Genomic DNA, 18332 nt, shown 5'->3' on the forward strand with positions numbered 1-18332 from the left:
CGGTGATGCGTATCGGTGCTGTTTCATCCGGTCAGGAACATGCTCATCGGCGTTTTCCGCTTCGCTGGCCCGTGCTGATCATTGCCTTCGTTCTGGTTTTGCTGCTTGTCGTTCAGGGCTTTCTCAGCATTGCAAAGCCTGCGGAATGGCTGCGCATCATCATGGTCCCCGATCTTGACGATCCGCGCCATGTGATCGGCTTTTACAGTTTTCTGCCACGCCTTGCGGTGGCGCTTCTGGTGGGCGGGGTGCTGGGGTTGGGTGGTGCCGTCTTCCAGACTGTGCTGCGCAATCCACTGGCAGAGCCGGGTCTGCTCGGCGTCGCATCCGGCGCGCAGATCGCCCTTGCTCTTGCGCTTGTCTTTGCACCCGGCCTGTGGACCTTCGGCAGCGAACCCATCGCGCTTGCAGGCGCTGCCGTGGCGCTCGGCATTTCGCTGCTGGTCGCCTCGGCGGGGCGGTTCTCATCCACAACCGTGGTGCTGGCAGGGCTGATGGTGGGGCTCTATTGCAACGCTGTTTTCAGCCTGCTGGTCCTGTTCAACCATGACTATCTGATCAATCTTCTCACCTGGCAGGCGGGTTCCTTGCAACAGGGCGGATGGGAGGTCTTCCTTTATCTCCTGCCGCGTCTGCTGCCATTGGCTGTGCTGATTTTGCTGTTGCAGCGACCGCTCAACCTTCTGTCGCTGGGCGATGGTCAGGCCAAGGGGCTCGGCGTATCTCCGGCCTTCATGCGGCTGGTACTGCTGGCAGCGGCTGCGGCGATGGCTGCGATCGTCACCAGCAGCCTCGGATTGATCGGGATGGTGGGGCTTGCTGCTCCCAATCTGGCACGCTCCTTTGCGCCGGGCTATGATGGGCGGCGTCTGGCATGGTCCGCCATTTTGGGGGCGCTTCTGCTTGTGGGCGTCGATCAGCTTTTACGGGCAATCACGCCCTTTGTCGGCACTATTCCGGCGGGCGCTGCTGCGGGTCTCTTTACCGGGCCTGTCTTGGTGATCCTCGCAACGCGCGTGCGGCTTGGCAGTGCGCCACAAATGGGGGAAGCGGCATCTGAAACCAACGCTCTCAAGAATCCGGGGAGAGCGCTGCTCCTGCTTTGCGGTCTGTGTATCGTGAGTGCGGCTTTGTCATTTCTGGTGGCGAAGAACGCGCAAGGTTGGGCTTTCAGTCTGCCAGATGTGACGGATATGGCGGCGAGTTTCTGGCGTGTCCCGCGCATCTTTGCGGCGGCCGGCGCTGGCGTGTGTCTGGCCGTTGCAGGCGTGATCTTGCAGGGCACATTGAGAAACCCGATGGCGAGCCCCGATTTGTTGGGTATCGGTTATGGTGCTGGCGTTGGTCTGGCTGTCGCGGTGCTGTTTCTGCCCAATGCCGGTGGTATGTCCAAACTGGCCGTAGCCACCATTGGCGCTTTTGTCGTTCTGGCAGCGATTGCGCTGATCGGTAAACGCATGGCGTTTCAGCCGGAGCGTGTTCTGCTGGTGGGGGTTGGTCTTGGTAGTGCTTTCCAAGCTTTGATGATCCTGCTTCTCGCCAGCGGTAACCCGCGTGTGGCCGGGCTTTTGAACTGGTATTCCGGGTCCATGGGCAATGTCGGCAGCAGCGATGCTGTTCTGGTTTGTGTCTGTGCGCTGGTCGTTGTCCTCGCGGCGATGCTTTTGAAACGCCCGCTTGAAATATTCCCGCTTGGCGATACCACTACGCGCGCCATCGGGTTGAGAGTACCGCAAAGCCGTGGGGCTTTGCTGCTGATCGCAGGCGTGGCGACAACTGCTGCAACACTGACCGTCGGTCCCATCAGTTTCATAGGGTTGATGGTTCCGCATTTCGTGTCGCTGCTTGGCTTCCGCACAATCGGGCTTCGTTTGTCAGCAGCGGCGCTGGTCGGCGCGCTGATGTTGATCTTCGCCGACTGGTTGGGGCGCAATATCGCCTATCCATGGCCAATGTCGCCGGGTCTCATCGCTTCACTGGTCGGCGGTGTCTGGTTCCTTTGGCTGCTCTATCGCAGGAAAGGGATCGTCAGCTAGACGCCTGTTTTGGGGGTGACTCGAAGCACACGCCAACCGAGCAGCGTGAAGCCGATAGATAGCAGCAGGTTGATGATGTTGAAGAAGCAAAAGGCGGCATAGGCAGTGGTGCTGACCCCAAGTGCCGCCGCCATATAAGCACCACAACTGTTCCAGGGTATCAGCGGCGAGGTCACGGTTGCGCTGTCACCGATCACGCGGGACAGGAGGGCTGGCGCGAGGCCCCGGCTGGCAAAGGCCTGTTTGAACATGCGCCCCGGCAGGGCAATTGAAATATACTGATCGGACGTGACCACATTCGACAGCACGGCGGTTCCCGCAACGGTGGTGACCAGACCGGCATCGGATTTGGCGCGACGGATCATCGGGCCGATCAGGCGATTGAGAATGCCTGCATGTTCGATCACTGCACCGAAGGCGAGTGCGGTGATGATAAGCCAGATGGTCGTCATCATACTGGCCATACCGCCACGGCTGAGGATTATGTCGATGTCGTGGTCGCCAACGGAACTCGTATAGCCAGTGGCGAGCGCCAGCCATGCGCCTTTCAAAAGCGCAAGTGCGCTGGGCAGCGCGGCATCATTGGCAAAAGTGATCACGCGCTGCGGGTCCATAATGACGCCCTGGATCGCTCCGGCCAGAGCGCCGCTGAATATCGCGACGACGGGTGAAACCCGTGCAACTGACAGCACAAAGACCAGCAGCAACGGCAGGAAAGCCCAGAGCGAAACCTGAATCTGGCTGTCGATTTTCGTCAGAAGGGAACTGGCGTCAAAATCGTTCTGCTCACCCAGAAGGCCAAAAAGTACAATCGCGATGAGCAAGGCCGGGATCGACACCCAGAGCGATTCCCTGATGTGGTCGAATATTTCCGAACCGGCGGACGCTGCCGCCAGATTGACCGTATCGGATAGCGGTGATGCCTTGTCGCCGAAATAGGCGCCGGAAATGACGGCCCCCGCCGTAATGGCGGGCGACAGATTCATATGGGCTGCCACACCCATCAGCCCGATGCCGATGGTGCCCGCAACCGTCCAGGAACTGCCGATGCTGAATGCAACAGCAGCGCAAACAATGGCAGTCGTTGCATAGAAATAATCGGGGTTAAGCAGTTTCAGCCCATAATAGACCATGGATATGATCGTGCCGCTGAGCGCCCATGTGCCAATCAGTGCGCCCACCGCCATCAGAATGAGAATAGCAGGCAAACCAGCGGCGATCCCGTCGACAACGGAGGCGCGGACAGCGGACCATGTCGATCCGTTCTTGTAGGCCACGCCTGCGGCGATCATCCCGCAGACTGCAAGGGCGATCTGATTGGGACCGGACGAAGCCTCGTCTCCGAACAGATAATAGGAAAGGGCGAGGAACACGATCAGTGCGATACATGGCACCAGGGCATCCAGCATGGATGGAGGGCGGACGCCGCTTGTTGAACCCTGTTCGCTTTCGCTCACTCTATGGTCTCCCCGGTAGTGAATTGAGTGTAGGCGTAAGTTTAAACAAAGAAAACTCCGATCTTCGATGAAAGATCGGAGTTTCAATACTTAATTCAGTGCCAGGTTAGTTTCGGAAAGCCCGTGCTGACGATCGTGCCCTTCTTGCCATCGACAATAGCGGGAATGTCAGCCAGTGCGCCGATGGCGGCGGAGTTTCCCGTCGCCTTGGCGAAGTTACAGGCGGCATCTACCTTTGGTCCCATTGAGCCTGCCGGAAACTGGTATTGCGAGAGTGCTTCCGGCGTCGCTTCGTGAATGCCCTTTTGCGTCGGCTTTCCCCAGTCGGTGAAGACCGCCTCGGCATCGGTCGCCATGATGAAGAGGTCGGCATCGAGTTCCCGGGCGAGAAGTTCGCTGGCCAGATCCTTGTCGATGACAGCCTCCACACCGCCAAGCGACCGCTCCTTGCCCTTCTCATACATGGTGGGAATGCCGCCACCGCCCGCGCAGATGAGAATGGTGTCCTTTTCAAGCAGCCATTTCAGCGGGCGTATTTCGAATATCCGCTTCGGCAGTGGCGATGGTACAACCCGTCGCCACTTGTCGCCGTCCTGCTTGAAGGCCCAGCCTTTTTCGCCACGGATACGGTCGGCATCTTCTTTCGAATAGACCGGGCCGACGAACTTGGTCGGGTTCTGGAAGCCGGGATCGTCGCCATCCACCTCAACCATGGTGAGGATTGTGGCAATCGGAATATCGAACGGCAGAACGTTGCCAAGTTCCTGTTCGAGCATATAGCCGATCATGCCTTCCGTCTGGGCACCGAGAACGTCCAGCGGATAAGCTTCGTCGGGCTTGTAGGCTGCACCTTGCAAGGCAAGCAGCCCGACTTGCGGGCCGTTGCCATGGGTGATGATGACCTGATGGTCCTTGGTGATCGGCGCGATGGCCTCGACAGCAGTGCGTATGTTCTTGCGTTGCACCTCGGCTGTCATTGGCTCGCCGCGCCGCAAAAGGGCGTTGCCGCCCAATGCGATGACGATGCGCATCCTCAATCTCCAATCGTTGCCACAAGCAGGGCCTTGATGGTGTGCAGGCGGTTTTCCGCCTGTTCGAATGCGATATTGGCGTGGGATTCGAACACTTCGTCCGTCACTTCGAGACCATCCGAAATGCCGAACTGGTCAGCGATCTGCTTGCCCACCACGGTTTCCGTGTCATGGAATGCAGGCAGGCAGTGCATGAACTTCACCTGCGCGTTGCCCGCGGCTTTCATCAGCGCTGCGTTGACCTGATAGGGCTTCAGAAGCTTGATGCGTTCGGCCCAGACTTCCTTGGGCTCGCCCATCGACACCCAGACATCGGTATGGATGAAGTCCACATCCTTGACCGCAGCCTTGACGTCATCGGTGATGGTCAGCTTTGCGCCCGACGCCGCAGCGAGTTCCTCGGCGATCTTCCGATATTCTTCGGCAGGCCACAGGTCCTTCGGTCCACAAATGCGCACATCCATGCCCATCAGGCAGCCGACGATCATCAGCGAATGGCCCATATTGGACCGGGTATCGCCGACATAGGCATATTTGATCTGTGGGATCGGCTTGTCGCTGTGTTCCCACATTGTCAGCACGTCGGCCAGCATCTGGGTCGGGTGGTATTCATCGGTCAGGCCGTTATAGACCGGCACACCAGCATATTTGGCCAGCGTTTCCACGCCGCTCTGCGATGAGCCACGATATTCGATGGCGTCATACATGCGGCCCAGAACACGCGCGGTATCCTTGAAAGATTCCTTGTGGCCGATCTGCGAACCCGCAGGATCGAGATAGGTGACATTGGCACCCTGATCGGAGCAGGCGACCTCGAAGGCACAGCGCGTGCGGGTGGAGGTCTTTTCGAAAATGAGACAGATTTCCTTGCCCGACAGATGCTTTTGTTCGGTGCGGGCATATTTGGCGCGCTTCAGATCGCGTGCCAGATCCAGCAGGAAGCGAAACTCGCGCGGCGTGTAATCCTGCACCGTGAGGAGGGAACGATTGCGCAGATTAAAGCTCATGATACGTCTCCAAAACTATATAACGTTGCGATGAGTGCCCGGTGATCAAACCGGATCGCGCCAGATGGGGCAGGTCATGCAATGCCCGCCGCCTCGACCACGGCCAAGCTCAGAGCCGCGTATGGTGATGACTTCAACGCCGGCTTTGCGCAGTAGCGTGTTGGTGTAGGTGTTGCGGTCGTAGGAGACCACCACGCCGGGTTCCAGCGCCACGACATTGTTGCCATCATCCCACTGTTCGCGCTCGGCCTCATAAGCGTTGCCGCCCGTTGCGACCGAGCGCAGTTTTTTCAGCTCAAGCGCTTCGGCGACCACTTCCAGAAGATGCTTGGTTTCCGGGCGGACGGTGATTTTGCCATCGTCGCCGGGGTAGATGCTGAAGCAGCGGATCTGATCCACCACTTCGCCGAAAATGGTCACGAGGTCGCGGTCGCAGAAGCTGAACACCGTATCGAGATGCATGGCCGCGCGGCTCTTCGGCATCACGCAGGCGATGACGCGGGTAGCGGCCTTTGCTGCAAACAGCGCTTCGGCCACCTGGCCGACGGCCTGATAGGTCGTGCGCTCGCCCATGCCGATCAGCACGGTGCCATTGCCGATTGGCATGACGTCGCCGCCTTCCATCGTGGCATTGCCGTGGTCGGTATCGAAATCGCCCCACCAGATCTTGAAATCACCATCCTTGAATTCCGGGTGGTATTTGTAGATGGCGCGCTGGATCAGCGTTTCCGGCTGGCGTGCTGGCCAGAACATCGGGTTGACCGTCACGCCGCCATAAATCCAGCAGGACGAGTCGCGCTGGAACAGCGTGTTGGGGATCGGCGGAATGATGAATTCCGTGCCGCCCAGCACGTCGAGCATCAGTTCCTTGCCCCAGATATCGGGAAGGTCGGAAACGGCCACGCCGCCGATGAGCAACTCGGCAAGGTTTTTCGACGGAAGTTCGTCCAGCCATGGGCGCATGGAATTGGCAACATTGCGCCCCACCTGATTGGGCAGAATGCGGCGGTCGAGAACGAACTGGCGCGCTTCCTTGTCGTTCAGCGTTTCAGCGAGCAGGTCCTGCATTTCCAGAACTTCCACACCGCGTTCGCGCATTTTGAGCACGAAGTCGAAATGGTCCTTCTGGGCTTCGTGGACCCAGATAACGTCATCGAACAGAAGGTCATGGCAATTGGCTGGGGTCAGTCGTTGATGGGCCAGCGAAGGGCTGCAAACCATAACTGTGCGCAGCTTGCCGACTTCCGAATGCACTCCAAATTGTCTCATCTCGATGCTCCTGTTTGAAACCAGTGGTCTGGGTGGGAGGCCTTGCCGGTTCGGTTGCGTCATCTTGAAAGCCGGCAAAGGATCATTCCCACGGATAAGCGTGTCAGAACGGTGTGATGACCCCCGTCCACATCAGATAGATGGCGACCAGAGCCAGCAGAGTGATGCCTGCCGCGATCCACACTTCGTATCCTTCGAAGATCGGCTCGCCATGTTCCTTGCGGGCCTTGGCGTAAACCAGAATGCCGGGTGCAAAGAGCACTGTGCACATCAGCAGGAAGCTTAGTCCCGCTGCATAGACGAGCCAGACGCCGTAGAGGGTTGCAATCAGGCTCACCCACAGGTCGCGACGCCGCGCCTTGCTGTTGGCGCTATAGGTTTCGCCGCTGAGCGCAAGTTTCAGGGCGAAAGCGCCTGAGAACACATAGGGCGGCAGAATGGCGACCGACGCGATGAAGTAGAAGAACTGGTAGGCGCTTTCGGAAAAATAGGTGAGCAACAGGAAGAACTGGATCGCGAGGTTCGTTGCCCATAATGCGTGGGCGGGCGAGCCGTTCTTGTTCTCGACTGCAAACCATTTCGGGAAGGTGCCGTCACGACCGCAGGAAAACGGGATTTCCGCGCAAAGCAGCGTCCACGACAAAAAGGCGCCGCCAACCGAAATCAGAAGGCCGACATTGATGAGCAGCGCACCCCAATGTCCGACAAGCGGCTCGAAGACACCTGCCATGGATGGCACTTTCAGTCCGGCCAGTTCCGGCTGGCTCATCAGGCCGGTCGACAGCAGCGACACCAGCACATAGATGCCGAGCGCTCCAAGGAAACCGATGACGGTTGCGCGTCCCACATCCTTGCGGTTGGCCGCGCGGGCTGAATAAACACTGGCACCTTCGATGCCGATGAACACCCACAGGGTCACCAGCATGGTGCTCTTGATCTGGTGCGTGATGCTGCCGAGGGTGGCTTCTTCACCGCGGCCCCAGAAATTGAAGGTGAACTTGTCCCAGTGGAAGGCGATGATGGCGATCAGGATGAACAGCATCAGCGGCACCAGTTTCGCAATCGTGGTGACGATATTGACGAATGACGCCTGTTTGATGCCGTAAAGGACGAGCGTGTGGATCAGCCAAAGGCAGATGGACGCGCCGATGATCGACGGCAGGTTGGAGCCGTCGCCAAAGACCGGGAAGAAGAAGGAGAGCGCCGAGAAAATCGCCACTGCATAGGCCACATTGCCGAGAAAGGCGCTGAGCCAATATCCCCAGGCGCTGTTGAAGCCAATGAACGACCCGAAGCCGGCCTTGGCATAGGCGTAGGGTCCGGCATCAAGATCGGGGCGGCGGTTGGCCAGCGATTGATAGACCTTCGCCAGCATCAACATGCCGATGCCGGTGATGATCCAGCCGATAATCACTGCTCCCGGCGACGCTGCGCGGGACATGTCCGATGGCAGATTAAAAACGCCCCCGCCAATCATCGACCCAAGAACGAGCGCAATCAAAGGAAACAATGTTAGTTTGTGCGGTTCTTTTTCCACCGCAACCTGTCCGCTGTGCGTATCGGCCATGCAATTCTCCAATCGTGCGCGATTATGAGCATGAAACGAAATTTCACAGACAATGATATGAGAGCTAATCTCGCGTCATTGATCTCGATCAACGGTATAATTATTATTTATCAACTGCATTTGTGCTGGATTTCGTAAGTGAAATTAGCGCAAATTAAATAAAGTCAAGAAATTTTCTCAACTTAATTCCGAATCAGTATTTTCATGTCAGATTTATTGCTATATTCTAACTGTTAACCAGCTAAATATTGAAAAAATAATTTTAGTTTTATGGGTGTCTTTTGAATTATACTTAATTCCGACGGAAAGACTCTGAGCGTCGGTGGCGGTCAAGCCACGCACGCTGGTTCTTCCGTTCATCGTCAATGCCGTTCATTTTTTCATGCGATCCCCGCGATACGCAATTAAAACCGCCTGCGACCAAACCCGTGGTTGGCTACAGGCAGGGCAATAAATCAGCAAATTCTAATTGAGAGCTATGGCAGCGATGGATTTTATCAATATGGTTTTCTTAAAAAAATTCATGTGGTCCGGTTTTTCCAAATCGCTCGGTCATAACCTGCGGCAAGGGCGCTAATCTGCATTAGCGCCCTTGCCGCAGGTTATGACGTTTCGAAGAGTTTTCCGCTGGTCCGACTTCGTGATGCCGCTTTCGATATCAGCGGTTGCGAAACTGCGGCGGGCGTTTTTCGGCGAAAGCGTTCATGCCCTCCCGGCGGTCATCCAGCGCAAAGGTCGAGTAGAGCAGGCGGCGTTCGACATAAATGCCTTCCTGTAGGTGGGTCTCATAAGCTTTGTTGACCGCTTCCTTGGCCAATTGAACAACAGGTCGGGAATAGGTGGCCACCTTGGCGGCAAGCTTCACCGCCTCCTGCACTTGTGTGCCCACCGGAACCACGCGGCTTACCAACCCCATGCTTTGGGCTTCGACTGCCGAAAGCGCGCGGCCGCTCAGAATCATATCCATCGCCACGGCTTTGCCGACGATACGGGTCAGGCGCTGTGTGCCGCCAGCGCCGGGAATAATGCCGATGGAGGTTTCCGGCAACGCAAAGCGTGCAGTTTCGGAGGCGATGATCATGTCGCACATCATGGCGATCTCGCAGCCGCCGCCAATGGCGTGGCCGGAAACGGCGGCAATCGTCGGCTTGCGTACCCGCGCCAGCCCCTCCCATGTCGAGGTGATAAGCTGCTCCTCATAGACCTCGGCGAATGTCTTGTCCTTGATTTCCTTGATGTCGGCACCGGCGGCAAAGGCCCGGTCCGAACCGGTGACGACGATGGCGCCGATGGCCGGATCGGCATCGAAGGCGGCAGCGGCTTCGGAAAGCTCGGCAGTCAGCTGCCGGTTCAGCGCATTCAGCGCTTCTGGACGGTTCAATGTGATGATGCCGACCTGTCCTTCGACGGTGACAAGGATATTTTCATAAGTCATGAGAACCTCTCGGCAAGCTCAGGCGATGCGGACCAGAATTTTGCCCATGCGGGCCGGGTCTTCGATTTGGGCAAAGGCTGCGGGCACATTCTCCAGCGTGAAAGCGCTGTGGATCAGTGGCGCAAAACCGCCCGCCTCCCATGCGCGGATCAGGCGGACAAACTCCTCCATGCTGCCCATGGTTGAGCCGTGTATGGAAATCTGACGCACAAACAGGCGTTGAATGTCGGCGGAAGGGTGAGCGCCGGTCGTTGCGCCGCAGGTGACAAGGTGGCCGCCGCGCGCAGCACTGCGCAGGCTTGCGCCCCATGTTCGCTCGCCAACATTGTCGATGACGAGATCAGCGCCTTCTCCACCGGTCAGGCGCAGAACAGTCTTCGGCACATCGTCATTGCGATAGTCGATGACTTCAACGCCGAGATTGCGAAAATGAGCGAGCTTGTCGGTGCCGGATGTGGTGACGATAACGCGCGCGCCAGCCATGCGGGCAAGTTGCATGGCCGCATAGGCAACGCCGCCACCCGCGCCTTGGATCAACACCACGCTGCCGGGGCCTGTTGGTGCTTTGCCGAACACCATGCGCCATGCCGTCAGATAGGCGACGCCGAGGACGGCGGCCTGATCGATATCCGCATCATTGCTGATCTTGACCAGAGACCGCGCCGGAAGGGCGACCTCTTCAGCAAAGGTGCCATGGCGATGTTCACCGAGAATGCGCGCCGAGTGGCAAAGCGGCTGGTCTCCGGCAAGGCAGGGGCGGCAGGTGCCGCAAAATTCGTAAGGATAGAGAATGACGCGGTCGCCTGTCGCAAAGCCGCTGTCCTGCGGGGTTTCAAGCACTTCGCCCACACCATCAACGCCCATGATCAGCGGGAGGTCATGGGTGATGCCTGCGCCATTGTCGCGCATATAAAGATCGACGCGATTGATCGAGGCAGCAAGCATCCGCACCCGCGCAAAGCCCGGTGGGCAAGCTGGGCTCGGCATATCCATATAGGCGACGCCATCTGCGCCGCGCTCTTTCAAAACGATGGCTTTCATGATCAATCCTCCCGCCAAAGAAGGTAAATATATTTACTCAATTTATCAAGCTTCTTTCACGATGTCGTCTAAATACCGGCTTCAAAAGCCTGTTGCCTCAAATGGCATATGGGTATAAATGACAATATATTGCCATACATGGGAGGATATCATGGCTATGGATTCCGATACGCTGGCGCAATTTCTGGATACGCTGCGCCGTTTCGTTGATGACAGGCTGATCCCGGCGGAGGCTGAAGTGGCCGAAACCGACGCCATCCCGGCGGATGTTCTAGGTGAGATGCGCGAGATGGGCCTGTTTGGCCTGACCGCGCCGGAGGAGTTCGGCGGTCTCGGGCTCACGATGGAGGAGGAGGTTCTGGTCATGTTCGAGCTGGGGCGTGCTGCGCCCGCATTCCGCTCGATCTTCGCCACCAATGTCGGCATCGGCATGCAGGGCATCGCCATTGATGGTACCGACGAGCAGAAGGCAAAATACCTGCCGCTTCTCGCCTCCGGCGAGCTGACGGGTTCCTTCGCACTGACGGAGCCGGATGTTGGCTCGGACGCGGCTGCGGTCAAGACGACGGCGCGCAGGGATGGGGATTTCTACGTGCTGAATGGCACCAAGCGTTTCATTACCAATGCGCCGCATGCGGGTCTGTTCACCGTCATGGCGCGAACCGATCCGACGCAGAAAGGTGCGGCGGGCGTGTCTGCATTTGCTGTTGAGCGCGGTACGCCCGGCCTTTCTACTGGCAAGCCGGAAAAGAAGATGGGCCAGCAAGGCGCGCATGTCTGTGATGTGATTTTCGAAGATTGCCGGGTTCCCGCTTCCGCCCTGATCGGCGGCGTCGAGGGGCAGGGCTTCAAAACGGCCATGAAGGTGCTCGACAAAGGGCGTCTGCATATCGCCGCTGCCTGCGTTGGTCTGTCGGACCGGATCATCGATGATATGCTGGATTATGCGGTGAACCGCCGTCAGTTTGGCAAACCTCTGTCGGACTTCCAGCTCTTGCAGGCGATGTTCGCGGATTCAAAAGCGGATGCCTATGCGGCGCGCTGCATGGTGCTGGATGCAGCGCGCAAGCGCGACGCCAGACAGAATGTCAGTGTTGAGGCATCCTGCGCCAAGATGTTTGCCTCGGAAGCTGTCGGGCGCATTGCCGACCGCAATGTGCAGGTGCATGGCGGCAACGGCTATATTCGTGAATATCGCGCCGAGCAGCTTTATCGCGATGCGCGTTTGTTCCGCATCTATGAAGGCACAACGCAAATCCAGCAGATCGTTATCGCCAAGGCGCTTGTTGCAGGCGCGAAAGAGCGGGCCGGTCTGTAATCCCGATGCAGAAGGCGGCGGATTGATCTGCCGCCTTTATTCTATTCGGCAGCGTCTTCGGTTGAAGTCGCTTCGGGGTCAATGGCTTTGAAATTGTGCAGCATCTTGTCGAGGTAATGCAGCATGTGGATCTTGTCCTCGGTCGAGAACCCGTCCAGCGCTTCCTCGTAATAGCCGGTGATGACGGGGCGCATATTTTCGTCCCAGAGGCTAAGCCCCTTTTCGGTCAGCCGGATGAGGCGGGAGCGATTATCGGTTTCCGATACGGCGCGCTCGATATAGCCGAGACTTTCCAGTCGTGACAGGACGCCAGCCAGATTCTGCCGGCTGACCAGCAGGAAGGTGGCGAGATCGCCGACCGCAACGCCATTTTCGAAATCCGTGCGGGTCAGTGCGCCCAGCACAGCCCATTGCTGGGTGGTGATCCCATATTCTTCGAGCGCGCGCGTGCCCGTCTTATGCAGCATGTTGGCACATTGATACATCCGGAAGAACAGCCGGTTGCTGAGACCCAGGGACAGGTCGGTAAATTTTGCGCGCTCTTTTGTGGTCTTTGTCATGTTTTCCGCTTCGGTTATCGGCGACAGAGTGTACGTCCTTCGACTTTAGGTCAAGAGAGCGCGGCATATAAAATAACGTAAATATATTGACATAAATTTCTGATCGCTGTAACCATTTCAAATGGGAGTTTGCTCAGAGGTTCGGAGCTGGCTAAGGCGATAAATGCACTTATATCTGTAGTTATAAGGCATTGTTCCGCGAACCTGCCATTGGGAAGGAGAGCGCCATGCGTGGCTTAAAAGGTAAAGTAGTTGTCGTAACTGGCGGCGGTGGTGGGATTGGCTCGGCGACTTGCCTGCGTTTCGCCGAAGAAGGTGCACGTGTTGTCGTTGCCGACATCAGCGCGGATGCTGCCGCAAAGGTCGTGGATGCGATCAGGGCCAAGGGCGGCGACGCCACGGCGATGATCGTGGACCTGACGAATTTCGATGCGACGGGTGCGGCAGTAGCCAAGCTTGAGGCTGAATATGGTCCGGTCGATGTGCTGGTCAACAATGCTGGCTGGGATCTGTTCGTGCCCTTTCTCAAGTCCGAGCCGGATTATTGGGCGAAGATCATCGACATCAATCTGCGCGCAGTTTTGAACATCACCAAGCCGGTTCTGGCCTCGATGGTGGCACGTGGCAATGGCGGTCGTGTCGTGTCGATCGGCTCCGATGCGGGGCGCGGCGGCTCGTCGGGTGAGTCGGTTTATTCGGCCTGCAAGGCTGGTGTGATCGCCTTCATGAAAACGCTGGCGCGCGAACATTCGCGCAACAACATCACCTTCAACACGGTCTGCCCCGGCGTGACTGAAACGGCCATGCTGGAAAACTTCATGGAAGCGGCGGGTGACAAGGAAAAGCTGCGCACTGCCTTTGCCAAGGCTGTTCCGCTCGGTCGTCTTGGCCGTCCGGACGATCTGCCCGGCGCAATTGTATTCCTGTCGAGTGACGATGCGGCCTTCATCACCGGTCAGACGATCAGCGTCTCCGGCGGTCTGACGATGCACGGCTAAATGATCTGGAGGAAGCCATGACTGATTATACCGATATTCTCTATGAGGTTCGCGGCGGTGCGGCATGGATCACCATCAACCGTCCCGACAAGTACAATGCCTTTCGCGGTCACACGATTGACGAGCTGATCCATGCTTTCCAGAAGGCAGGCTGGGACAAGTCCATTGGCGCCATTGTGCTGACGGGCGCTGGCGACAAGGCGTTTTGCACCGGCGGCGATCAGTCCGCCCATGACGGGCAATATGACGGTCGCGGCGTAATCGGCTTGCCGGTCGATGAGCTGCAATGTCTGATCCGCGATGTGCCAAAGCCGGTCATCGCCCGCGTCAACGGTTTTGCCATTGGCGGCGGCAATGTCCTCGCCACGGTTTGCGATCTGACCATCGCGTCCGACAAGGCGCAGTTCGGACAGGTTGGCCCCAAGGTCGGTTCCGTCGATCCGGGGTTCGGGACCGCTTATCTCGCCCGCGTCATCGGTGAAAAGCGCGCCCGCGAAATCTGGTATCTGAACAAACGCTATACCGCGCAGCAAGCGCTGGAATGGGGCCTTGCCAATGCGGTTGTCCCGCATGAGGAGCTGGATGCGGAAGTGGATCGCTGGGTGGCCGAGCTGATGGAACGCTCGCCGACCGCGCTGGCGCTCGCCAAGCTTTCGTTCAATGCCGATAGCGAAAACATCCGGGGCATCGGTGCGCTCGGTATGCGCGCTCTGTCGCTCTACTACGATACCGAAGAAAGCAAGGAAGGCGGCGTCGCCTTCCGCGAAAAGCGCAAGCCTGATTTCCGCAGATTCGCGAAATAAGTCCGCCCAAGTAAGACCGGTCGGCGCGCCTGTTGCAAGGCGCGCCGCATATCCGGCGCAGACAACAAACATATGCAGACGTCTATCTGGGAGGAGGGACCAATGCTGTGCATTTCAGTGCCTCATAAGCGCCTTTGCGCCTCCTCGTTGACGTCCGGGTCAGTGAGGTAGCCATGTATCCGACCATTTTTGATACCGAGGAAATCAACGCACTGCGCGACCTCGCCCGCAAGTTTGCAAGGGACCGTCTCGCGCCGGGCTATCAGGCGCGGGAAAAATCCGGCAACTTCGGCCCTGAGCTGGTGCGCGAAATGGGCAGCCTTGGCCTCATCGCCCCTGAACTGCCGGAAGAATTCGGCGGTCTTGGTTCCGGCGCGCTCTATTCAGGCGTCATTATCGAGGAAATCGCCCGTGGTGATTTCAACATGGGCTATATCAATGTGCTCGCCTCGCTGAACGGGCAGATATTGGTGAAATTCGCCAATCCCGAGATCAAGCGCGAATGGCTGCCGAAACTGATTGCAGGCGAATTGATGCTCGCCATTGCGCTGACCGAACCGCGTGGCGGATCTGATGCCGCCAATCTTGGCCTCAAGATGGAGCGCGACGGCGACCATTACGTCATCAACGGCGAAAAGACGTCGATCTCCGCGGCTGATCAAGCCAAGGGCGCGGTGGTGTTTGCCCGCACTGGCAAGCCGGAAGATAGGGCGCGCGGCATCTCGGCCATTTTCGTGCCGATGGACCTGCCCGGCATTTCCACCACGCGTTTTGTCGATGTCGGTCAACATGCGATCGGGCGCGGCTCGATCTTTTTCGACAATGTGCGGGTGCCGGCGGATCATCTGCTCGGCGAAGAGGGCAAGGGCTTCGTGCAGGTCATGCAGGGCTTCGACTTCTCGCGCTCGCTGATCGGCCTGCAATGTCTTGGCACTGCCCGCCAGTCGCTGGATGAAGCGTGGGATTACATCAAGGAACGCAAGGCCTTCGACAAGCCGCTGGCGGCATTTCAGGGCATCACGCATCAGCTTGCCGATTTCGATACCAAGGTGGAGGCCGCGCGGCTTCTGTCACTCAATGCGCTGTGGCTCAAGGATCAGGGCATGCCGCATGTGGCCGAGGCGGCCATGGCCAAATGGTGGCCGCCGCTTCTGGCTTATGAGGCGATCCATGCCTGCCTGCTGATCCACGGCCATGCCGCCTATTCCAACGAGCTGCCGTTCGAGCAGCGCCTGCGCGATGTGCTCGGCCTCCAGATCGGCGATGGCACGGCGCATATCATGAAAAACATCATCGCACGCGAACGTGCGGGAAGGGCCGCTGTCAGCGGCTGACAATGCGCCGACAATGATTGGGAGGAGGAAACCATGAAATTCGACGCTGTGCTGATCGAGCCACGCCGCGCGAAGATGGAGGCCGAAGGCTTCTGGCCGGGCAAGACATTGCTGGACTATTTCGAAGAGTGCCTTGAAGCCAAGCCCGATGCGCTGGCGATGACGAGCATTGCCGTATCTTCGGGCGCACGGCGCGACCTGACCTGGAGGCAGATGGAAGATCTGTCCTGGCGCGCAGCGGAGGGGTTGCGGCGTCTGGGATTGGGCAAGGACGATGTTCTGGCCTGCCAGTTGCCCAATTCATGGGAGTTTGTGGTTCTCTATATCGCCTGCCGGCGCCTCGGCATCGTCTTCAATCCAGTCATGCCGATCTTTCGCGAGCACGAGTTGCGCTTTATGCTGAAGCACGGCGAGGTGAAAGCCTTTGTCGTGCCGAAGGTGTTCCGCGATTTCGACCATGAAGCCATGACTGAGGGTTTGCGGCCCGATTTGCCGGATTTGCAGCATGTGATCGTGGCGGGCGGAGCAGGCGACAATAGTTTCGATGCGCTGCTGATGGACCCTGCATTCGATAATGCGCCGGGTCTGCATGATTACTCCCTGACGGTGCGCGGCGACGCCAATGATGTCTGCCAGCTGATCTACACATCCGGCACGACCGGCGAGCCGAAAGGCGTGATGCACACCGCCAATACGATGTATTCCAATCTGGTCGCCTATGCCGCCCGTCTTGGGCTTGGCACGGAGGATATCGTCCTGATGGCCTCGCCGATGGCACACCAGACCGGCTTTATGTACGGTTTCCTGATGCCGTTCATGCTGCAAGCGCGCATGGTCCTGCTCGATCTCTGGGACAAGGCGCTGGCCGCAAGGGTGATTGCGGAAGAACGCGTGACCTTCACCATGGCCTCCACACCGTTCCTGATGGACTTGTCCACGGCGGTTGAGGACGGAGGCACGGATGCGTCTTCCCTGCGTATTTTCCTCTGCGCAGGGACAGCCATTCCGGGTCCGCTTGTCGAACGTGGCAATCGCATTCTGGGCGCGAAGGTGATTTCCGCCTGGGGCATGACGGAAAACGGCGCAGTGTCGGTCGTGCCGCCGGAAGACCCGGATGACCGGTCGGTGAATACCGACGGTCCAGCCTTGCCCGGCATGGAATTGCAGGTGCGCGGGTCTGATGGCAAACCCGCCCCGGCGGGTCACGAAGGCGAGCTTTTCGTGCGCGGCTGCTCGAATTTCGTCGGCTATCTGAAGCGTCCGCAATGGAACAATACCGATGCCGACGGCTGGTTCGATACGGGCGATATCGCGCGCATGGATGCGCAAGGCTATATCCGTATCTGCGGCCGTTCGAAGGATGTGATCATTCGCGGCGCGGAAAACATCCCCGTCGTTGAGGTGGAAGCGCTTCTCTACAAGCACCCCGCCGTGCAGCAGGTGGCGATTGTCGCCTATCCCGATGAGCGTCTGGGTGAACGCGCCTGCGCTTTCATCGTCGTGCGGTCTGGCCAGACGGTTGATTTCGACAGTATGATTTCGTTCCTTGGTGCGCAGCATCTGGCGCGCCAGTATTTTCCCGAGCGTCTGGAACTGCGTGACCGTCTGCCTGCGACGGCATCCGGCAAGATCCAGAAATTCGCGCTGCGCAACGAGTTGCGTGAAGAATATGAGAGGAACCGCAAGTGACCATAAACAGTGCCAACCGCATCGCCGGGTCGCGTGTCGTCGTAACAGGTGCTGGAGGCCCGATGGGCCGCGCCATCATTCGACGGCTCATTACAGACGGCGCACGGCAACTGGCGCTGACCGATATTTCCGGCACAAGGCTTGGCGAAACCGCTAGCCTGTTGTCGGAGGAATTTCCGGAACTGAATATCGTAACCCTGCGCGGCGATGTGACCGTGACGGCGGAAGCGGAGGCTTTCACCGCAGAGACGCTCAAAGCCTTTGGCGGTATCGATGTGCTGGTGAACACGGTTGGCGGTATCCGCTCTTCCCAGCTTTACACGCCCTTTCTGGAAATGGACGAGGCGCGGTTTCGCGCCACGCTCGACCTCAATCTGATGGGCAGTTTCCATCTGATCCGCGCCTTTGCGCCGGGCATGCTGGAGCGCGGGCTTGGACGGATCGTCAACTTCGCATCAGTGGTGTTCGGCGGTGAGGGCGGACAGGCGGATTATGCGGCGGGCAAGGCGGCGATCGCCTCGCTCACACGCAGTCTGGCGGAAGAATTTGCGCCCGCGATTACCGTCAATGCCGTTGCGCCGGGGCTGACACGCACGTCTGTCACCCAGACCATGCCCGCCGAAAACGCGGCGCGGCTGGTGTCGAGAGCCTATAACCGGCGCATGGCCGAGCCGGAGGAAATTGCCGAGGCGGTTGCCTATTTCGCTTCGGAACCAGCCCGTTTTGTCACGGGCGAGATCATGGCCGTTTCCGGCGGCTTCCATCCCCATTTATAGAGAGCGTGCCC

The 18332-nt window shown here is 58.5% G+C and carries 15 protein-coding genes; 7 read left to right on the forward strand and 8 right to left on the reverse strand.

Annotation, left to right across the window (positions count from 1 at the left end; translation table 11 throughout):
* Positions 1-5 precede the first annotated feature (5 nt).
* Positions 6-2036 (forward strand): Fe(3+)-hydroxamate ABC transporter permease FhuB, encoded by a 2031-nt coding sequence (gene fhuB / locus FGI60_RS22125; protein ID WP_138787022.1) that lies wholly within the window; start codon positions 6-8, stop codon positions 2034-2036.
* Here fhuB and FGI60_RS22130 read toward each other — a convergent pair.
* The 7 genes from FGI60_RS22130 to FGI60_RS22160 all read right to left on the reverse strand — a co-directional run bounded on the left by FGI60_RS22130 (position 2033) and on the right by FGI60_RS22160 (position 10843).
* Positions 2033-3493 carry a Na+/H+ antiporter NhaC family protein gene (locus FGI60_RS22130; RefSeq protein ID WP_210238466.1) on the reverse strand — a complete coding sequence of 487 codons (1461 nt, stop codon included), beginning with the start codon at positions 3491-3493 and terminating at the stop codon, positions 2033-2035. The two genes, fhuB and FGI60_RS22130, sit on opposite strands and share 4 nt — an antisense overlap.
* A 95-nt stretch (positions 3494-3588) precedes the next feature.
* Positions 3589-4524 carry a carbamate kinase gene (arcC, locus tag FGI60_RS22135; RefSeq protein WP_138787023.1) on the reverse strand — a complete coding sequence of 312 codons (936 nt, stop codon included), beginning with the start codon at positions 4522-4524 and terminating at the stop codon, positions 3589-3591.
* Between the two features lie 2 nt (positions 4525-4526).
* Positions 4527-5531, reverse strand: coding sequence for an ornithine carbamoyltransferase (locus tag FGI60_RS22140; RefSeq protein ID WP_138787024.1), 1005 nt, complete (start codon positions 5529-5531; stop codon positions 4527-4529).
* A gap of 45 nt (positions 5532-5576) precedes the next feature.
* Positions 5577-6800, reverse strand: a complete 1224-nt coding sequence (gene arcA / locus FGI60_RS22145) for an arginine deiminase (protein ID WP_138787025.1) — start codon at positions 6798-6800, stop codon at positions 5577-5579.
* Between the two features lie 103 nt (positions 6801-6903).
* Positions 6904-8367, reverse strand: a complete 1464-nt coding sequence (gene arcD, locus FGI60_RS22150) for an arginine-ornithine antiporter (RefSeq protein ID WP_138787026.1) — start codon at positions 8365-8367, stop codon at positions 6904-6906.
* A gap of 658 nt (positions 8368-9025) precedes the next feature.
* The gene (locus FGI60_RS22155) at positions 9026-9802 is read right to left on the reverse strand and encodes an enoyl-CoA hydratase-related protein (RefSeq protein ID WP_138787027.1); all 777 of its coding nucleotides are present in this window, start codon (positions 9800-9802) and stop codon (positions 9026-9028) included.
* Between the two features lie 18 nt (positions 9803-9820).
* Positions 9821-10843, reverse strand: a complete 1023-nt coding sequence (locus tag FGI60_RS22160; RefSeq protein WP_138787028.1) for a zinc-binding dehydrogenase — start codon at positions 10841-10843, stop codon at positions 9821-9823.
* Between the two features lie 151 nt (positions 10844-10994).
* Between FGI60_RS22160 and FGI60_RS22165 the strand changes: the two genes are divergently transcribed.
* Complete coding sequence (locus FGI60_RS22165; protein WP_138787029.1) at positions 10995-12161, forward strand: acyl-CoA dehydrogenase family protein; 1167 nt, start codon at positions 10995-10997, stop codon at positions 12159-12161.
* A gap of 41 nt (positions 12162-12202) precedes the next feature.
* Here the strand turns inward: FGI60_RS22165 and FGI60_RS22170 are convergent, their stop codons facing one another.
* Positions 12203-12721 (reverse strand): MarR family winged helix-turn-helix transcriptional regulator, encoded by a 519-nt coding sequence (locus FGI60_RS22170; protein ID WP_138787030.1) that lies wholly within the window; start codon positions 12719-12721, stop codon positions 12203-12205.
* A gap of 227 nt (positions 12722-12948) precedes the next feature.
* Between FGI60_RS22170 and FGI60_RS22175 the strand changes: the two genes are divergently transcribed.
* The 5 genes from FGI60_RS22175 (at position 12949) to FGI60_RS22195 (ending at position 18321) form a co-directional block, all read left to right on the forward strand.
* Positions 12949-13719 (forward strand): SDR family NAD(P)-dependent oxidoreductase, encoded by a 771-nt coding sequence (locus FGI60_RS22175; protein WP_138787031.1) that lies wholly within the window; start codon positions 12949-12951, stop codon positions 13717-13719.
* A gap of 17 nt (positions 13720-13736) precedes the next feature.
* Entirely contained in the window at positions 13737-14522 is a 786-nt protein-coding gene (locus FGI60_RS22180; protein ID WP_138787032.1) for an enoyl-CoA hydratase-related protein, read from the forward strand.
* A 173-nt stretch (positions 14523-14695) separates the two neighbouring features.
* Entirely contained in the window at positions 14696-15856 is a 1161-nt protein-coding gene (gene aliB, locus FGI60_RS22185; RefSeq protein WP_138787033.1) for a cyclohexanecarboxyl-CoA dehydrogenase, read from the forward strand.
* A gap of 33 nt (positions 15857-15889) precedes the next feature.
* On the forward strand, positions 15890-17545 hold the full coding sequence (gene aliA / locus FGI60_RS22190; RefSeq protein ID WP_138787034.1) for a cyclohexanecarboxylate-CoA ligase: 1656 nt from the start codon (positions 15890-15892) through the stop codon (positions 17543-17545).
* Positions 17542-18321: an SDR family NAD(P)-dependent oxidoreductase gene (locus tag FGI60_RS22195; RefSeq protein ID WP_138787035.1), complete on the forward strand. Its 780-nt coding sequence runs from the start codon at positions 17542-17544 to the stop codon at positions 18319-18321. The genes aliA and FGI60_RS22195 overlap by 4 nt, the downstream gene beginning before the upstream one ends.
* Positions 18322-18332 lie beyond the last annotated feature (11 nt).

It is taken from the genome of Brucella haematophila, from assembly GCF_005938105.1.
GTDB lineage: Bacteria > Pseudomonadota > Alphaproteobacteria > Rhizobiales > Rhizobiaceae > Brucella > Brucella haematophila.